This is a genomic window from Halobacillus sp. GSS1, assembly GCF_017307035.1.
Lineage (GTDB): Bacteria > Bacillota > Bacilli > Bacillales > Halobacillaceae > Halobacillus > Halobacillus litoralis.
The window spans coordinates 488,993-504,051 of record NZ_JAFLHE010000001.1 but is presented as its reverse complement, the minus strand read 5'-3'; the positions used below and the strand labels follow the sequence as shown (position 1 = coordinate 504,051).

Here is a 15,059-nt window from a genome sequence, read left to right as displayed (position 1 = left end):
GTGGGTTACGATGAATCATGATGTTAATGAAAGTGGGCAATTGTTGATCGGACAAGTTCCCGCACAGGAACTTGCCGAACAATATGGCACCCCTCTTTATGTATATGATGTAGGTGAAATCAGACAAAAGGCTCGGGCATTCGTGCAGACCTTCAAAGAAAATCAGGTGGCGGCTCAAGTCGCGTATGCCAGTAAAGCTTTTTCTTCTGTCGCTATGCTCCAGGTTGCGAACCAGGAGGGTCTTAGTTTAGACGTCGTTTCGGAAGGAGAGTTACATACAGCTCTTGAAGCGGGTTTTCCAGTAGAGAAGATCCATATGCACGGAAACAACAAAAGTATCCGTGAATTGGAAATGGCCGTAGAACATGGAATCGGATGTGTCGTTGTCGATAACTTCTATGAAATCGAACTTCTTCATGTGATTCTTCAAGAACAGAAGAAAGAGATGGATGTATTATTGAGGGTGACACCGGGGATTGAAGCCCATACGCACGATTATATATTGACCGGGCAGGAAGACTCCAAATTCGGCTTCGATTTGGCCAGTGGCCAGGCTGAGGAGGCATTCATGAAAATCCGGGAAGATGCCAATATCCGCTTAATCGGACTTCACTGCCACATCGGCTCACAAATCTTCGAGACGAGTGGTTTCGAGATGGCGACAAGAAAGCTCTTTACTACTTTGATCGATTGGCGGGACCGCTACGGATATGAAGCGACCGTACTGAATTTAGGTGGCGGTTTTGGGATTCAATATACGAAAGAAGACGAACCGCTTGATCTGGATCAATATGCCCACGCCCTCATCCGTGAAGTGAAAACTCTCTCTTCTCAGTACAATTATCCTATGCCCGAGATTTGGATCGAGCCGGGCCGTGCGATTGTTGGGGAAGCAGGTACAACGATCTACACCATCGGTTCCATCAAAGAAGTGCCTGATGTAAGGACCTATGTATCTGTCGATGGTGGGATGACTGATAATATCCGTCCCGCCCTTTACCAGGCGAAATACGAAGCAGCGCTGGTAGAAAAAATGGATCAAGATCCGGAAAAAGAGTACTCCATAGCTGGAAAGTGCTGTGAATCCGGAGATATGCTAATATGGGACGTGGCGCTTCCGAGAGTTGAACATGGAGACAGACTTGCAGTTTTCAGCACAGGAGCGTATGGTTATGCTATGGCTAATAATTATAACCGCTTTCAAAAAGCGGCCGTCGTGTTTGTCGAAGACGGAAAGCATCAGCTTGTCGTCAGAAGAGAGAGCTATCAGGAGATGACACGACTTGATTTATCTTATGAAAAATGAAAAGGGGTATGAGAAATGAAACAAGCAACGATTGAATTTGAAAATGGAGAAAAAATGCTGATTGAACTATACGAGGAAGCAGCACCCAATACAGTAGCGAATTTCGAGAAACTTGCCAATGATGAGTTTTACGATGGTTTGACTTTCCACCGTGTCATCCCTGACTTCGTCATTCAGGGCGGATGTCCGAATGGAACAGGCGCAGGTGGTCCAGGCTATACAATCAAATGCGAAACAGAAGGCAATCCTCATAAACATGAACGGGGAACCCTTTCTATGGCCCACGCTGGTAAAGATACAGGAGGAAGCCAATTCTTCGTGTGTCATTCCCCTCAGCCGCACTTAGACGGCCGTCACACCGTATTTGGAAAAGTGGTCGAAGGTGTGGACACGGTTGATCGTGTTCGTGTCGGAGATGTGATGCAGAAGGTCCGCGTCGAGGACAAATAATCACTAGAAGAGCCCTTCATGATTGTCACATTACTGTTATTGATTTTTCTAGTGGCACCTATAAGTCTATTCATCCATGAGCTTGGTCACCTTTTTCCCGGTCGGTACTTTCGGGCAGATCAAAGTGTTCTTCACCTTGGCCGGGGGAAAGTGATTGGGCGGTGGAGGAAAAGCGGGATCCATGTATATATTCACCTTTTTTTCTTCCACGGAGCTTACTCGTTGAACGAACGGAGACCTCCGTTCAAGGATAGGGAGAAAGCTTGGATCAGTGTGGGCGGTCCTTTATTCAATGCCATTACAGCTTTGATTTTTTTCCTATGGTTCAAGGACCATGGCGGTGACCTGCTCCGTATCGCTTTTCTTTTCAATACTTACCTTGCCATCATGAATCTTATTCCCTTTTCTATCAAAGGAAAAGGTTCTGACGGATATCGGCTTTGGTCAATTGTGAAACGCCGGTTTTTAAACAGGCTTGAATAATCACAGGCTTTGCTATATTCTATGTAGCGGGGCAAATCACAAAAAACCGGGGGCCGCGTATAATGAAAATGAAAAATTGGATGCTGTTTACGTTTTTAACGGTGTTCAGCATCGGTTGGGGTTTATACTACTGGTTCGTTATTGTCATGTAAGCTTGACATATCAGGAGAATTGGACAATGATTGAAAGTAACCATTTTCTTTTTTTTCGATCCAACGGTCGAACATCTGGAACTCTAGGAAAGTTATTTTCATAATTGAGGGGTTAATATGTTAATTCGATATAAAAAATCATTTGAAAAGATAGCGATGGGTTTGCTTTCTTTCATGCCTGAAGTTTCAGACGTGAAGACACTTCAGGAAATTATAAAGGAATACGATTCCAACCCGGATTGGAATCTATTTTTGTGGAAAGAGGAAGATATCCTCGGAGCGGTCGGAGTCCGTTTGGAAGATGGCAGGGCCGTCATCCAGCACGTATCCGTCAACCCTTCCCACCGTAATACGGGGATTGGAAGACAGATGATTCATCGTGTCCGTGATCACTTTAAAGATGTATGTGACGTGTGTGCTGATGTGGCAACAGAATCATTCATCGAGAAATGTGATGAAGAAAGTGCCTCTTCACAGTTATAAATAATAAGGAGGTGTCGATTCACGACACCTCCTTTGTTTCGTTTTATTATTGAATTATAATGACTTTCTTCTTTTTTGGTGTTTGAGTACAAGGTTTTCGTCAGACATGTCACTTGGAGACCCATAAGCAACGCCCCACTGTTGGCACAACAGATGGACCTCTTTCAGAAGTTCCATATCAATGATGGGCATATTCCAGCTGCGATAGGGAATCTCTTCGTCCAAACGCGCATTGAATTCTTCCAGCTGTTTTTCGAGGCGTTCTCCATCCAGGCCGAGGAGCGGGAGGTCTTTTTCGTGTTCTGTTTTGTTTCTTAAACAGCGGTTAACTAGAGTCCTTGCCCCATTTTGATTGCCTCGGCGATCATGATACATAGCTACAGCGATTTGGATCAGCCATACCCAGATGGAAGACCGGTTTCGAGGATCTACTTCTTTCCAGTACTCTTCGAGGACTTCATGACACTCAAAATAATCTCTTGTACCGTGGAAGTGAGCAAGGAATTCAATATAAGCTTTCGGATACATATAATCCATCCATTCCTTTGAGTCAACCATGGGAATCATGGTTGTTTATTAAAATAGTTCCTGACTTATAACTATAGTATAACGTAACGGAACACTAAAGGCATGCATCGTCATGAAATACATGCTGTCACAGCAGTATATTTTTTGATACCATTATAAAAAGGACATTGGAACGTAAAGGAAGAATGATATGAAAAAAAGCTACCAAGTGAAAGTGGAAGGTTTTGAAGGACCTCTTGATCTTCTTTTACACCTGATCAATCGATACGAAATCGACATCTATAATATACCCGTTTCTCAAATTACGGATCAATACATGAACTATATCCATACGATGCAGGAGCTTGAACTGGACCTGGCAAGTGAATACCTGGTGATGGCAGCTACTTTACTGGCCATGAAAAGTCAGATGCTTCTTCCCAATCAAAACATGGAAGATGAATTCGAAGATGGAGAGCTTGAGGATGACCCTCGCGAAGATTTGATGCGGCGGTTGATTGAATACCGTAAATACAAACAGGCGGCAGAGGAACTCAAGGAAAAAGAACTCGATGCCAACCGGATCTATACCCGACCTCCTTTGAATATGGAAGGCTGGGAAGAAGAGATGCCGGAAGTCCGCCCTGGCGAAGCTTCTGTTTACGATATGATTCAAGCGATGGGCAACCTATTAAAACGGGCCAAAACAGAAAAACCACAGGAAGCGAAAGTCCGGAGAGATGAGATTCCTATCCAAATGAGAATGGAAGAAATACTCGGTAAAATTGATGTGCAAGCAGGTGGTACTCCTTTTCATCAATTATTTGAAAAAAGAACCCGACCGCATATCGTCGTAACCTTCATTGCTTTGCTGGAATTGATGAAGAGTAACGACATCGTGTGTGTCCAACAACAACACTTTGATGAACTAATCGTATATAAGATGGAGGATGCACCATGGAGTTAGAAGAATACAAAGCCATAACCGAAGGCTTGCTTTTTGCTGCCGGAGAAGAAGGAATCACCAAAAAGAAACTGACGAACCTGCTGGAATTGGATACGAAAACGTTTCAGTCATTGTTGGAAGAAATGATAAAAGACTATCAATCCAAGAATAGAGGTCTCACCATCATGGATTCACAAGGAACCTTGCATTTGACCACGAAACCGGAGCATGCTTCCTATTACAAGCGTCTTCTGGATTCACCAGGTTCGACAAGGCTTTCCCAGGCGGCGCTTGAAACGCTCGCTATCATAGCCTATCAACAACCTATTACAAGAATAGAAGTTGATGATTTAAGAGGTGTCAAAAGTGACCGTGCGATCCAGACCCTGGTCAATCGCAGTTTGATTGAAGAAAAAGGCCGGAAAGATGCCATCGGAAGACCGATCCTATATGGAACGACCAAGAATTTTCTTATCTATTTCGGTTTGACGTCAATTGAAGAGCTACCGCCACTTTCTGAACTCAAGCAAGGCGAGGGCGAAGAAGAAGGCGAATCCGATCTCTTTTTCGAAAAATTTAACGAAGACCCCTTCGGTGACGACTAAAAAGCTGTTCCCCACCAGGAACAGCTTTTTTTCTATATAAGCTTTCGAATGTGGAAGACTTGATTTATAGATAATAGGAGCTCCATTTCCCATATTAGGAGTCCACCCATATAAAGCAATGAAGAACGCCCCCTTTCCCTCAATTGAGTATCTACTACCATCCTTCCTACAATAAAGAGCTCACTAGCTGGTTTTATTGGAGAATATACATGCTTTGTGTGTAACTCACGAAAGGGGAAGCTCCACTATTTTTTGAAGTTGTTTCAAGATACTTTTATGGTAAGGGTCGGAGGGGAATGGCGAGACTCCTACCTTAAGTGTGGAGGCGCCGGAACCGGATATCTAGGAGGAAAAAAGTGCATGGTGAGACCCCACAGGACGCAGTCCGAGGAGGCTCACCGCGCTCCCACGGAAAGCGAGTCATTCCCCGCAGCCCCATCCACTCATCAAACACATCTCTAACTTAGTTTTCTTCCGCAATCCTCTTGTATTGGGATTTTTCTATCATTCATAAGCTTGTACGCTTTTGCATAAGTTGAAGCAAATGATGTGAATAGGAGGAAGTCCTCTTGAGAAGGTTCTTTTATGTAGCTGTGGTAATGACTTTACTACTCCCAATCTTTATGGTGGAGAAGGTAAAAGCGAATCCTAATATATCGGTATCTGCTGAGCGTGCTGTTCTGATGGATGCAGAATCGGGACGGGTCTTATACGAAAAGAATGCCTATGATCCTACACTGATTGCCAGCACCACAAAGATCATGACTGCGATCATAGCGATAGAATCAGGAATGATGGAAGAAAAAGTAAAAGTAAGTAAAAGGGCCGTTTATACAGAAGGGTCCTCCATTTATTTGACAGAGAAAGAAAAAATTCCTCTGAAGGATTTGGTATATGGATTGATGCTTAGGTCTGGAAATGATTCAGCTGTAGCGATTGCTGAACATGTAGGCGGAAGCGTCGAAGGTTTTGTACAGATGATGAACGAAAAAGCGGCTTGGCTTGGAATGAATAACAGCCATTTTGAGAACCCTCATGGCCTGGATGGAGAAACCCATTATTCAAGTGCGTATGATTTGGGGCTGCTCATGGCTTACTCCATGAAAAACGATACGTTCCGTGAAGTGACAGGCAGTGAAATGTATCGTTCTGAGAATCGGGAATACTCCTGGAAGAATAAAAATAAAATGCTGACCCAATATTATGAGCCTACAAACGGTGGGAAAACGGGATTCACTAAAGCCGCTGGACGAACGTTGGTGACAAGTGCTAAAAAGAATGGCATGGAGCTGATCGCTGTAACTTTAAATGCTCCTGATGATTGGAATGATCATACGAGGATGTTTGAGTGGGGATTCGATAATTTTGAAACGGTAAAACTTCAAAGTGAAGGTACCGTGGAAGTGAACGGTCAATCTTTATATATTCCGAGAGATATCTATTATCCTCTTACTTTATCTGAAAAAGATGATCTTCAAGCGACGTTTTATCGCTATGATCAAGAAGGAGATTCGAATTTAGCTGGTGTGACGTACTTCATGGTCGGAAAAACACCAGTAGTAGAAGCGCCTGTGTGGAATGAGCGTCCTTCTCAATCCTTCTTTTCAGAAGTGAAGAACTTTCTGAACAGGATGATGGGGGTTGCGCCATGGTCAACTTGATTTGGGCGTTTCTTGCGGTAACGGGCATCATCTTTGCCATGTTTAATGGTACGATGGACGAAGTGAACAAGGCGATTTTTTCTACTTTGGATGAAGCGATTATGATTACGCTGAGTCTTGCAGGGGTTCTTATCTTTTGGTTGGGACTGATGAAAATCGCTGAAGAGGCAGGACTCCTTGCCGGCCTTGCGAAAATCTTCCGGCCCTTTGTCAAACGGATCTTTCCTGAAATTCCGGATGACCACTCGGCGCTCGGTTACATCCTGTCTAATATGACGGCAAACATGTTCGGTCTTGGAAATGCTGCCACACCAATGGGATTAAAAGCGATGAAAGAATTGAAAGAGTTGTCAGGTTCCGATAAAGCGAGCCGGTCGATGATTACACTGCTTGCCATCAACACTTCCTCCCTGACGCTCGTCCCGACCACCGTCATTGCGATTCGGATGAAGTATGATTCGCAGGATCCGACTTCCATCGTTGGAGCTACCATTCTGGCAACTATTATTTCTACCATTGCCGCTTTATTGATCGACCGTTATTTCCACTATAAAAGGGAGAGGGCGATGCGCTTATGATCAGCATATGGCTCATCCCATCCATCATCCTGCTTGTATTGGTGACGGCAACCCTCAAAAAGGTTCCTTCGTATGAAGTTTTCGTGGAAGGAAGTAAAGAAGGGATCCAAATAGCGATCAGTCTGCTTCCTTTTTTGCTGGGTATGATGGTGTCGATTGCTGTGTTCCAAGCCTCAGGTGCCATGGGTGCGATTGTAAAACTGTTCGAACCTCTCATGTCTTTGTTTGGAGCCCCGGCTGAAATTCTCCCTTTGGCCTTCATACGACCCATTTCAGGCACGGCCGCCCTCAGTATGACGACGGAGCTGATCCGTACGTTCGGTCCTGACTCATTCATAGGCCAGCTCGCCTCTGTAATGCAGGGAAGTACAGATACGACGCTGTATATTATCACCGTCTATTTTGGTGCTGTAGGTATTAAAAGAATGGGAGATGCTTTGAAAGTTGGACTCCTGGCCGATCTGGTTGGTATAATAGCATCAATTATCATTGTCATCATCCTATTTAGTTAATAGGATGATTTTTTGTTCAAAACTTTATAGAATGTGTATAATGTAGATGAACGGACGAGCCGCGCTTTGTGAGCGTGGCTCCGTTTCATGAAAAAAAGTGATTTCAAAGAAAGTTGGTGACGGTCGTATGGCAGATATGGAACGACTACAAAAGGTGATCGCCCACGCAGGTGTCGCATCACGAAGAAAAGCAGAAAAGTTGATTGTGGACGGCAAGGTTACGGTCAATGGAGAAGTTGTAACAGAATTAGGAACAAAGGTTGGTAAAAACGATGATATAGAAGTAGAAGGAGTACCGATTGATAAAGAAGCGCCTGTCTACTATTTGCTATATAAACCACGCGGAGTCATCTCAAGCGTCAGTGATGATAAGGGACGTAAAGTAGTCACAGACTTTTTACCTGAAGTTCAAGAGCGGATATTCCCAATCGGCAGACTGGACTATGATACATCTGGATTGATTTTGTTAACAAATGACGGGGAGTTTGCGAATTTACTTATGCATCCAAGTCATGAAGTGGACAAAGTGTACATCGCAAAGACGAAAGGCATTCCTACCAAAGATCAATTGAAGCAGTTGAAGAAAGGGATGACCGTAGACGGGGAATACTTGAAAGCCGTTCATGCGAAAGTCACGTCCACCGATTCGAAGAAGAATACGGCGATTGTACAAATCGTTCTTCATGAAGGAAAGAACCGTCAAGTGCGCCGGATGTTTGAGTCCCTTGGCTACCCTGTCGACAAATTGAAGCGTGAGCGTTACGGGACACTGGACTTACATGGAATGAATGCCGGTGATTCTCGACCTTTGAAACCGTTTGAAGTGAAACAGCTCCGTGCACTGGCTGAAAAAACTGTTGAATAACGTTCAAATTTACAGCCTTCAATCAATGTTATAATGGGTTGGGAGTGAGTCAAAATGAAGGAATCAACCATTAGAAAAAAAAGAAAGCGCCTTATTTTCAGAACAGCCATGCTTGCCGTCATGGTCGGACTTGTCGTTTTCGCTCTCGTCGCTAACGGCAAGGATGAACAGGCGGTGATCGCCAAAGGGGAGCAAGCCCCCGATTTTCAATTGAAAAAGTTCGGTACAGATGAGACGGTTCAATTGAGTGATTTGCGAGGAAAAGGCGTCATGGTCAATTTTTGGGCGACGTATTGTAAGCCATGTAAAGATGAAATGCCTTATATGGAAGAGTTGTATCCCGAGTATAAAGACAAAGGTGTCGAAATTCTAGCTGTCAATTTGGATTCAACCGAACTTGTGGTGAAGAATTTCGTGGACGAATACAATCTGACCTTTCCAATTCTCCAGGACAAAAATGGAGAAGTGATGGATCTTTATAACATCGGTCCGATTCCTTCTACGCTGTTCATCAATCCTGAAGGTGAAATTGAAGAGCAAGTCATCGGCCCTCTAACCTTGGACAAACTCGAAGGCCACTTGCAAAAGATTGCACCGGCGGAATAGAGTCTACTTGACATTGTGAGGTTTTACTATGAAAGAGATTACCTGTGAATGTGGTCATGTGAATCCTGAAGGCACGGTTCTTTGTGAAGCTTGCGGAAAACCTGTCGAGCAGAACCAGCATATTGATGGGAATGAGGATAAAAAACTCCTCAACATGCGTTACGATGGAAGTGCCCGTCGTTCCCAAACGTATAATCGTACGATCGTTGATAAAATATGGAACTTCTTTTCTTCCGTGAAGGTCGGGGTCACCCTGATCTTTATCACCGTCGTGGCATCTGCGATCGGAACGATCTTCCCTCAATCCGTGTTTATTGGCGGGGCAGATCCTGCCACCCACTACAAGGATCAATACGGGATAGCCGGACAGATTTATTATCAACTCGGATTTCATGACCTTTTCAGTTCGTGGTGGTACATGCTGTTAATCGCGATGATTGGCATATCCATTGTCATTGCATCCATCGATCGTTTCTTCCCGCTTTATAAAACTTTGAAAAGGCAGAAGCCGAAGCGTCATGAACTGTTCATGAAAAAACAGCGGGTGTTCGGAGAGACGAAATCGGATTCTATCGATTATGAAACATTCAAAAGCAACTTAAAGAAAAGACGCTTCAACGTTTATGAACAAGATGGACATATACTGGCAGAGAAGAACCGTTTTGCGAGATGGGGACCCTATGTCAATCATATCGGTCTTATTATTTTCCTATTAGGTGCAATTCTCCGGTTTATCCCTGCTTTTTATGTCGATGAACACGTCTGGGTGAGAGAAGGAGAAACTACACTGATCCCTGGTACAGAAGGCGAGTACTATATCAAAAATGAGGCCTTCACTCTAGAAACCTATGATAAAGACAATCCTGAGGATGCGAAGTTTAAGGAAGCCATTGAAAATCAGGATGGAGCGATTCCGAAAACCTTCCGGACAGATGCTGTTATTTATGAGCGGACAAATCAGGGAGTCGCCGGCGCAGATCCTGAGCTTGAGACGATCAAGGAAGGCGCTGCTACGTTAAACAATCCATTAAAGTTTGAGGACTTTGCCCTTTATCAGGCGAGTTATCAATTGGATGAGTTCAGTGAAATGTCTTTCAAAATCCATGACAAGGATGATGAAGAGACCAACTACGGCGAATTTACAGTCGATTTGACGGACCCCCAATCTACATATGAGCTGGACGGAGGGTTCCGGGTAGAGGTCGTAAACTATTTTCCAGAGTATGAAATGCAGGATGGCCAGCCGGCTTCCGTATCCAAGTATCCGAAGAACCCAGCTTTCGTATTCAATTTGTATGCACCAGATAAAGAAACGCCTGAAACTAGTTTCCTAGGGATAGGCGCGAATATCGATGCCGGAGAGAATAACCAATATAAACTAGGCCTTACAGGTTTCGATACACGGGACGTCACAGGCTTGACTGTGAAAAAGGACCATACACTAGGAATCATTTCTCTTGGAGGCGCGATTTTCATGATCGGTGTGATCCAGGGGATGTATTGGAACCATCGTCGAATCTGGCTGCAACCTAGGTCAGACGGAGTATGGATTGCAGGACATACGAATAAAAACTGGTATGCCTTGAGAATGGAGATTGAGAAATCCATTGAAGGCACTCACATCGAGGCCCCTCAGGACCAGTATGAAATGAAATCATAGAGTCAGGAGGATGAAACAATGGGAGATTGGACAACCATAAGCGGCAATCTGCTCTATGCTGCTTTTTTCATCTATTTAATAGCGACCTTTTTCTTCGGAGGCACGATCCGCGATAAAAAGAGAGGGAAGAGCCGCATTGCAGGGAATATTGGAATTTCGCTTGCGATCATCGGTTTTCTCACTCAAGTCGGGTATTTTATTACGAGGTGGTTCGCCAGTGGTCATGCCCCGATCAGTAACTTGTTTGAGTACACGACATTTTTTGGAATGATGCTTGTATTCGCATTCATCGTTCTCTACTTTATTTACAGAGTGGATCTCTTAGGATTATTCGCTTTGCCGATTGCATTATTGCTCATTGCTTTCGCAAGCATGTTTCCAACGGAAATATCACCACTTGTACCATCTTTGCAGTCGCACTGGTTGTACATCCACGTAACGACAGCATCCCTTGGCCAAGGGATTTTATCGGTTAGTTTTGTGGCGGGATTGATTTTCCTGATCAGCCAGGTGGACCAGAGCAAACGTTCCAAACATACGGTTTGGCTCGAGTTTGTCATCTATATCATTGCCGTGACACTCGCTTTCATTATCGTTTCTACATCATTCAGTGCGATGAATTACGAAGCGACTTTTGAAGCTCCGATTGAAGGACAACAAGCAGAGATCACCTATAACATGCCGGCCATTACAGGACCTTATAATGGGGAATTGATAAATGATGAAGCCATGTCTCCATTGTTCCAGGCACCAGAATGGATGCGCGGGGAGGATGCGGCTAAGAAACTCAACACCTTCCTATGGGCTCTTCTAGGCGGTGTAATCCTGTACTGGGGGACAAGACTTATTTTAAGAAAGCGGATAGCTGCGGCTATTCAACCACTTCTTAACAAAAAAGTGAACCCTGAACTTGTAGATGAGGTATCTTACCGCGCCGTTGCCATCGGGTTCCCAGTATTTACTTTGGGAGCGCTCATTTTTGCGATGATATGGGCACAGCAAGCGTGGGATAGGTTCTGGGGTTGGGACCCGAAAGAAGTTTGGGCCCTGATCACTTTCTTCTTCTATGCAGCCTACCTTCATTTACGACTGTCCAGAGGTTGGCAGGGAATGAAATCCGCGTGGCTTGCCGTTGGTGGTTTCGGAATTATCATGTTCAATTTAATTGCGGTCAACTTAATTATTTCAGGCTTACATTCTTATGCATAAAAACAAAAGGCAGGCGAGAATTTTTAAAACTCCGCCTGCCCTTTGTGTAAAGGATACGATGTAATGAAACCATAGGATTAGAATTCTATGATTTGGAGGTTTTTAAATGGATCAAGAAGCCAAAGTGTTAGTAGTAGATGATGAAGAACGCATTCGACGACTGATTCGTATGTATTTGGAAAGGGAAGATTATGTCATTGATGAAGCAGAAGACGGGGAAGAAGCTTTGCAAAAAGCGCTTCATAATGAATATGATGTGATTCTGCTTGATTTGATGCTCCCTGGAAAAGACGGAATTGAAGTGTGTAAAGAGTTGCGTGAGAAGAAAGCCACTCCTGTGATCATGCTTACAGCAAAAGGGGAAGAAGCTAATCGCGTGCAAGGGTTTGAAGTAGGCACGGACGACTATATCGTGAAACCCTTCAGTCCAAGGGAAGTTGTTTTGCGTGTAAAGGCACTCCTGCGCCGCTCTTCTTCAACGAAGTTTTTAGAAACGGAAACATCTGCCCGTAACGTCCTTGTTTTTCCTCATATGACAATTGACAATGACGCTCACCGTGTAACGGCGGCTGGGAAAGAAGTAGCATTGACACCAAAAGAGTACGAGCTTCTTCACTATATGGCTCAGTCTCCGGATAAAGTTTTTGACAGGGAACAACTGCTTAAGGAAGTCTGGCAGTATGAATTCTTCGGCGATCTTCGGACGGTGGATACGCATGTCAAACGACTCCGCGAAAAATTAAGCAAAGTTTCTGCAGAAGCAGCAGGGATGATTGTGACGGTTTGGGGCATCGGCTATAAATTCGAGGTCTCTGGTGACTGATGTTCTGGCGTAGTGTAGTCGGGAAGTTATGGTTTACCATCTTACTATTGGTTTGCTTTGTCCTCTTTATTTTGACTGTTCTTCTTCTTGAGTTTTTTCAAAACTATCACGTAGTGGAAGCAGAACGGCATTTGCTGCAAACGGCGGACCGGATTTCAGATGTCGTGGACCGCTATGAACAAGAGGAAGACCTCTTACTTTCAACAACAGCCCTTGTCAAAGATCCGGCCAGTCGTGCGGTCATCGTATTGAGTGAAGATGAGCAGTTGGTTTCTGAGAGTGATTCCGTTTCTCTGCCCGTGCTGGATTATGACTGGTTTGAAAATGATGAAGATACCGCAACCGTTTTGAATGAAAGGGCAGATGTCAAAAAGGTTGCGGATCTCGGAAATGGCGAGACAGGAGTAATGGTTGTCGGCACCCCGCTTGATAACCGGGACGGAGCTGTCTTTGTCTATCAATCACTGGATACGATTGAAGAAACGTCCGAGCAGACAACGAAAATCATCTTCCTTGGTGCTGGAATTGCCATCGTACTGACAACCATTTTCGCTTTCTTCCTGTCCACTCGAATCACAGCTCCTTTAATTAAAATGAGAGAAGGAGCATTGGAACTTGCTAAAGGCGAGTTCAACACGAAAATCCCCATACGTACCCATGACGAAATCGGAGAATTAGCGATGGCGTTTAATCGGATGGGACGGGAGTTGAAGTTTCATATTAACGCTTTAAATCAGGAGAAAGAACAGCTTTCAGGCATTTTGAGGTCGATGGCAGATGGTGTTATTACGTTTAACCGTGAAGGGGATGTGCTCATTTCCAATCCTCCGGCCCAACAATATTTAGAGGCCTACGAGTTTGAAAAGAATGCTGCCTCTGCTTCTGCTGATCAATCGTCCCTTCCAGAACCACTGATGGATTTGTTTAACGATGTCATTACAGATGAGAATGAATCCATGATTGAGATGACGCTTCAAGGTAGATCCTGGGTCATCATTATGACACCTTTGTATGACAAAGAAAAAGTACGGGGGGCTGTCGCTGTCCTTCGGGATATGACAGAGGAAAGAAGACTGAATAAGCTCCGCAAAGACTTTATCGCGAATGTGTCCCATGAACTGCGAACCCCCATTTCCATGCTTCAAGGGTATAGTGAAGCCATCGTAGATGATATTGCGGAATCAAAAGAAGACAAAAATGAACTCGCTCAAATCATCCATGATGAATCTCTCAGAATTGGCCGGCTTGTCAACGAGCTGCTGGATATCGCGCGCATGGAAGCGGGGCATATTCAATTGAACGAAGAATCTGTTGAAATGGAGCCTTTTTTGAACAGAATCATTCGGAAGTTCAGTGGAATCGCCAATGAAAAATCTGTAGATCTTAACTTGAAGGTAGAGGGAGAGTTCGGGCTTCTCGATTTTGACCCTGATCGGATTGAACAAGTGTTTACGAATCTGATTGATAATGCGATTCGGCATTCCGAGCCAGCTAGTGAGGTACAGGTGATTCTAGAAAAAGATGAGAAAGAATGGATTGCAAGTGTCAAAGACTCCGGTTACGGAATCGCCGAGGAAGACCTTCCTTTTGTATTTGAGCGTTTTTATAAAGCCGACAAATCAAGAAAACGTGAGAATAAAAATTATAAAAAAGGCACGGGTCTCGGACTAGCCATCGCGAAAAACATTGTAGAAGCTCACGAAGGGACCATCAGTGTTCATAGCAAGTTGAGAGAAGGAACAACGTTCACTTTCAAAATCCCTTTTTCCCATAAGGAAAAATAAAGTTGCTATATTCTAAAAATTGATGTAATCTTGATTATGGAAACTTCATATGAAGAGGATTCAGGTGTCTGAAAAGACTTGATAGGGAATCTGGTGCGAAACCAGAACTGTCCTCGCAACTGTAAGTGTAGACGAAAGGGAAATTCCACTGTACCGGTTGGGTATGGGAAGGATCCTGATTAGGATGACGCACGAGTCAGTAGACCTGCCTGATCCAATGTTTCAAAGCTTCGGGGATTGAGCATTTGAGACAACCGATCGGTATGACGTGTAACGTAAATCTTATCCTTTCGTTTGTCTTAAGCTTACCCTTGTAGAAGGGTAAGCTTTTTTGGTAGGAAAGATTATTGGATTTCTACAGACATGTCACTTGGTTGTCTTTGCTTTTCTCTCCTCCTGGCCGTGAAATAATAAGAAAAAAGGGAGAGA

16 protein-coding genes and 1 riboswitch are annotated in these 15,059 nt (G+C 44.1%); of the genes, 15 read left to right on the top strand and 1 reads right to left on the bottom strand.

The annotated features are described in order from the left end of the window. Window positions 1-10: 10 nt before the first annotated feature. From lysA to J0K78_RS02550, 4 genes are all read left to right on the top strand, one after another. Window positions 11-1,306, top strand: coding sequence for a diaminopimelate decarboxylase (lysA, locus tag J0K78_RS02565; protein ID WP_206945246.1), 1,296 nt, complete (start codon window positions 11-13; stop codon window positions 1,304-1,306). Between the two features lie 15 nt (window positions 1,307-1,321). Beyond that, a complete protein-coding gene (locus J0K78_RS02560) occupies window positions 1,322-1,756 on the top strand; it encodes a peptidylprolyl isomerase (protein WP_160913655.1) in 435 nt (144 codons plus the stop codon). 18 nt (window positions 1,757-1,774) lie between these two features. Next, window positions 1,775-2,239, top strand: coding sequence for a site-2 protease family protein (locus tag J0K78_RS02555; protein ID WP_206945245.1), 465 nt, complete (start codon window positions 1,775-1,777; stop codon window positions 2,237-2,239). A gap of 269 nt (window positions 2,240-2,508) precedes the next feature. Next, window positions 2,509-2,874 (top strand): GNAT family N-acetyltransferase, encoded by a 366-nt coding sequence (locus tag J0K78_RS02550; protein ID WP_206945244.1) that lies wholly within the window; start codon window positions 2,509-2,511, stop codon window positions 2,872-2,874. 54 nt (window positions 2,875-2,928) lie between these two features. On the opposite strand, the gene J0K78_RS02545 is transcribed toward J0K78_RS02550, so the two are convergent. Then, window positions 2,929-3,402, bottom strand: a complete 474-nt coding sequence (locus tag J0K78_RS02545; RefSeq protein ID WP_206945243.1) for a DUF309 domain-containing protein — start codon at window positions 3,400-3,402, stop codon at window positions 2,929-2,931. 190 nt (window positions 3,403-3,592) lie between these two features. On the opposite strand from J0K78_RS02545, the gene J0K78_RS02540 reads away from it, so the two are divergent. The 11 genes from J0K78_RS02540 to J0K78_RS02490 all read left to right on the top strand — a co-directional run bounded on the left by J0K78_RS02540 (window position 3,593) and on the right by J0K78_RS02490 (window position 14,630). Then, a complete protein-coding gene (locus J0K78_RS02540; RefSeq protein WP_115823737.1) occupies window positions 3,593-4,348 on the top strand; it encodes a segregation/condensation protein A in 756 nt (251 codons plus the stop codon). Then, window positions 4,339-4,932, top strand: coding sequence for an SMC-Scp complex subunit ScpB (scpB, locus tag J0K78_RS02535; protein ID WP_206945242.1), 594 nt, complete (start codon window positions 4,339-4,341; stop codon window positions 4,930-4,932). Before J0K78_RS02540 ends, scpB begins: the two co-directional genes overlap by 10 nt. A 599-nt stretch (window positions 4,933-5,531) precedes the next feature. Continuing rightward, the gene (locus J0K78_RS02530) at window positions 5,532-6,593 is read left to right on the top strand and encodes a D-alanyl-D-alanine carboxypeptidase family protein (RefSeq protein WP_206945888.1); all 1,062 of its coding nucleotides are present in this window, start codon (window positions 5,532-5,534) and stop codon (window positions 6,591-6,593) included. After that, window positions 6,581-7,171: a nucleoside recognition domain-containing protein gene (locus J0K78_RS02525; RefSeq protein WP_206945241.1), complete on the top strand. Its 591-nt coding sequence runs from the start codon at window positions 6,581-6,583 to the stop codon at window positions 7,169-7,171. The genes J0K78_RS02530 and J0K78_RS02525 overlap by 13 nt, the downstream gene beginning before the upstream one ends. Next, a complete protein-coding gene (locus J0K78_RS02520) occupies window positions 7,168-7,683 on the top strand; it encodes a spore maturation protein (RefSeq protein WP_160913641.1) in 516 nt (171 codons plus the stop codon). The genes J0K78_RS02525 and J0K78_RS02520 overlap by 4 nt, the downstream gene beginning before the upstream one ends. Window positions 7,684-7,819: 136 nt before the next feature. Continuing rightward, the gene (locus tag J0K78_RS02515; RefSeq protein ID WP_206945887.1) at window positions 7,820-8,548 is read left to right on the top strand and encodes a pseudouridine synthase; all 729 of its coding nucleotides are present in this window, start codon (window positions 7,820-7,822) and stop codon (window positions 8,546-8,548) included. 54 nt (window positions 8,549-8,602) lie between these two features. Next, entirely contained in the window at window positions 8,603-9,154 is a 552-nt protein-coding gene (resA, locus tag J0K78_RS02510; protein WP_206945240.1) for a thiol-disulfide oxidoreductase ResA, read from the top strand. A gap of 28 nt (window positions 9,155-9,182) precedes the next feature. Next, window positions 9,183-10,814: a cytochrome c biogenesis protein ResB gene (gene resB / locus J0K78_RS02505; RefSeq protein WP_206945239.1), complete on the top strand. Its 1,632-nt coding sequence runs from the start codon at window positions 9,183-9,185 to the stop codon at window positions 10,812-10,814. A gap of 18 nt (window positions 10,815-10,832) precedes the next feature. Then, window positions 10,833-12,023, top strand: a complete 1,191-nt coding sequence (gene ccsB / locus J0K78_RS02500; RefSeq protein ID WP_206945238.1) for a c-type cytochrome biogenesis protein CcsB — start codon at window positions 10,833-10,835, stop codon at window positions 12,021-12,023. Window positions 12,024-12,129: 106 nt separating this feature from the next. After that, window positions 12,130-12,846: a response regulator transcription factor gene (locus tag J0K78_RS02495; protein WP_160913634.1), complete on the top strand. Its 717-nt coding sequence runs from the start codon at window positions 12,130-12,132 to the stop codon at window positions 12,844-12,846. Next, entirely contained in the window at window positions 12,846-14,630 is a 1,785-nt protein-coding gene (locus J0K78_RS02490; protein WP_206945237.1) for an ATP-binding protein, read from the top strand. Before J0K78_RS02495 ends, J0K78_RS02490 begins: the two co-directional genes overlap by 1 nt. 45 nt (window positions 14,631-14,675) lie before the next feature. Beyond that, window positions 14,676-14,857: riboswitch (cobalamin riboswitch) on the top strand. The last annotated feature ends 202 nt before the right edge of the window (window positions 14,858-15,059 follow it).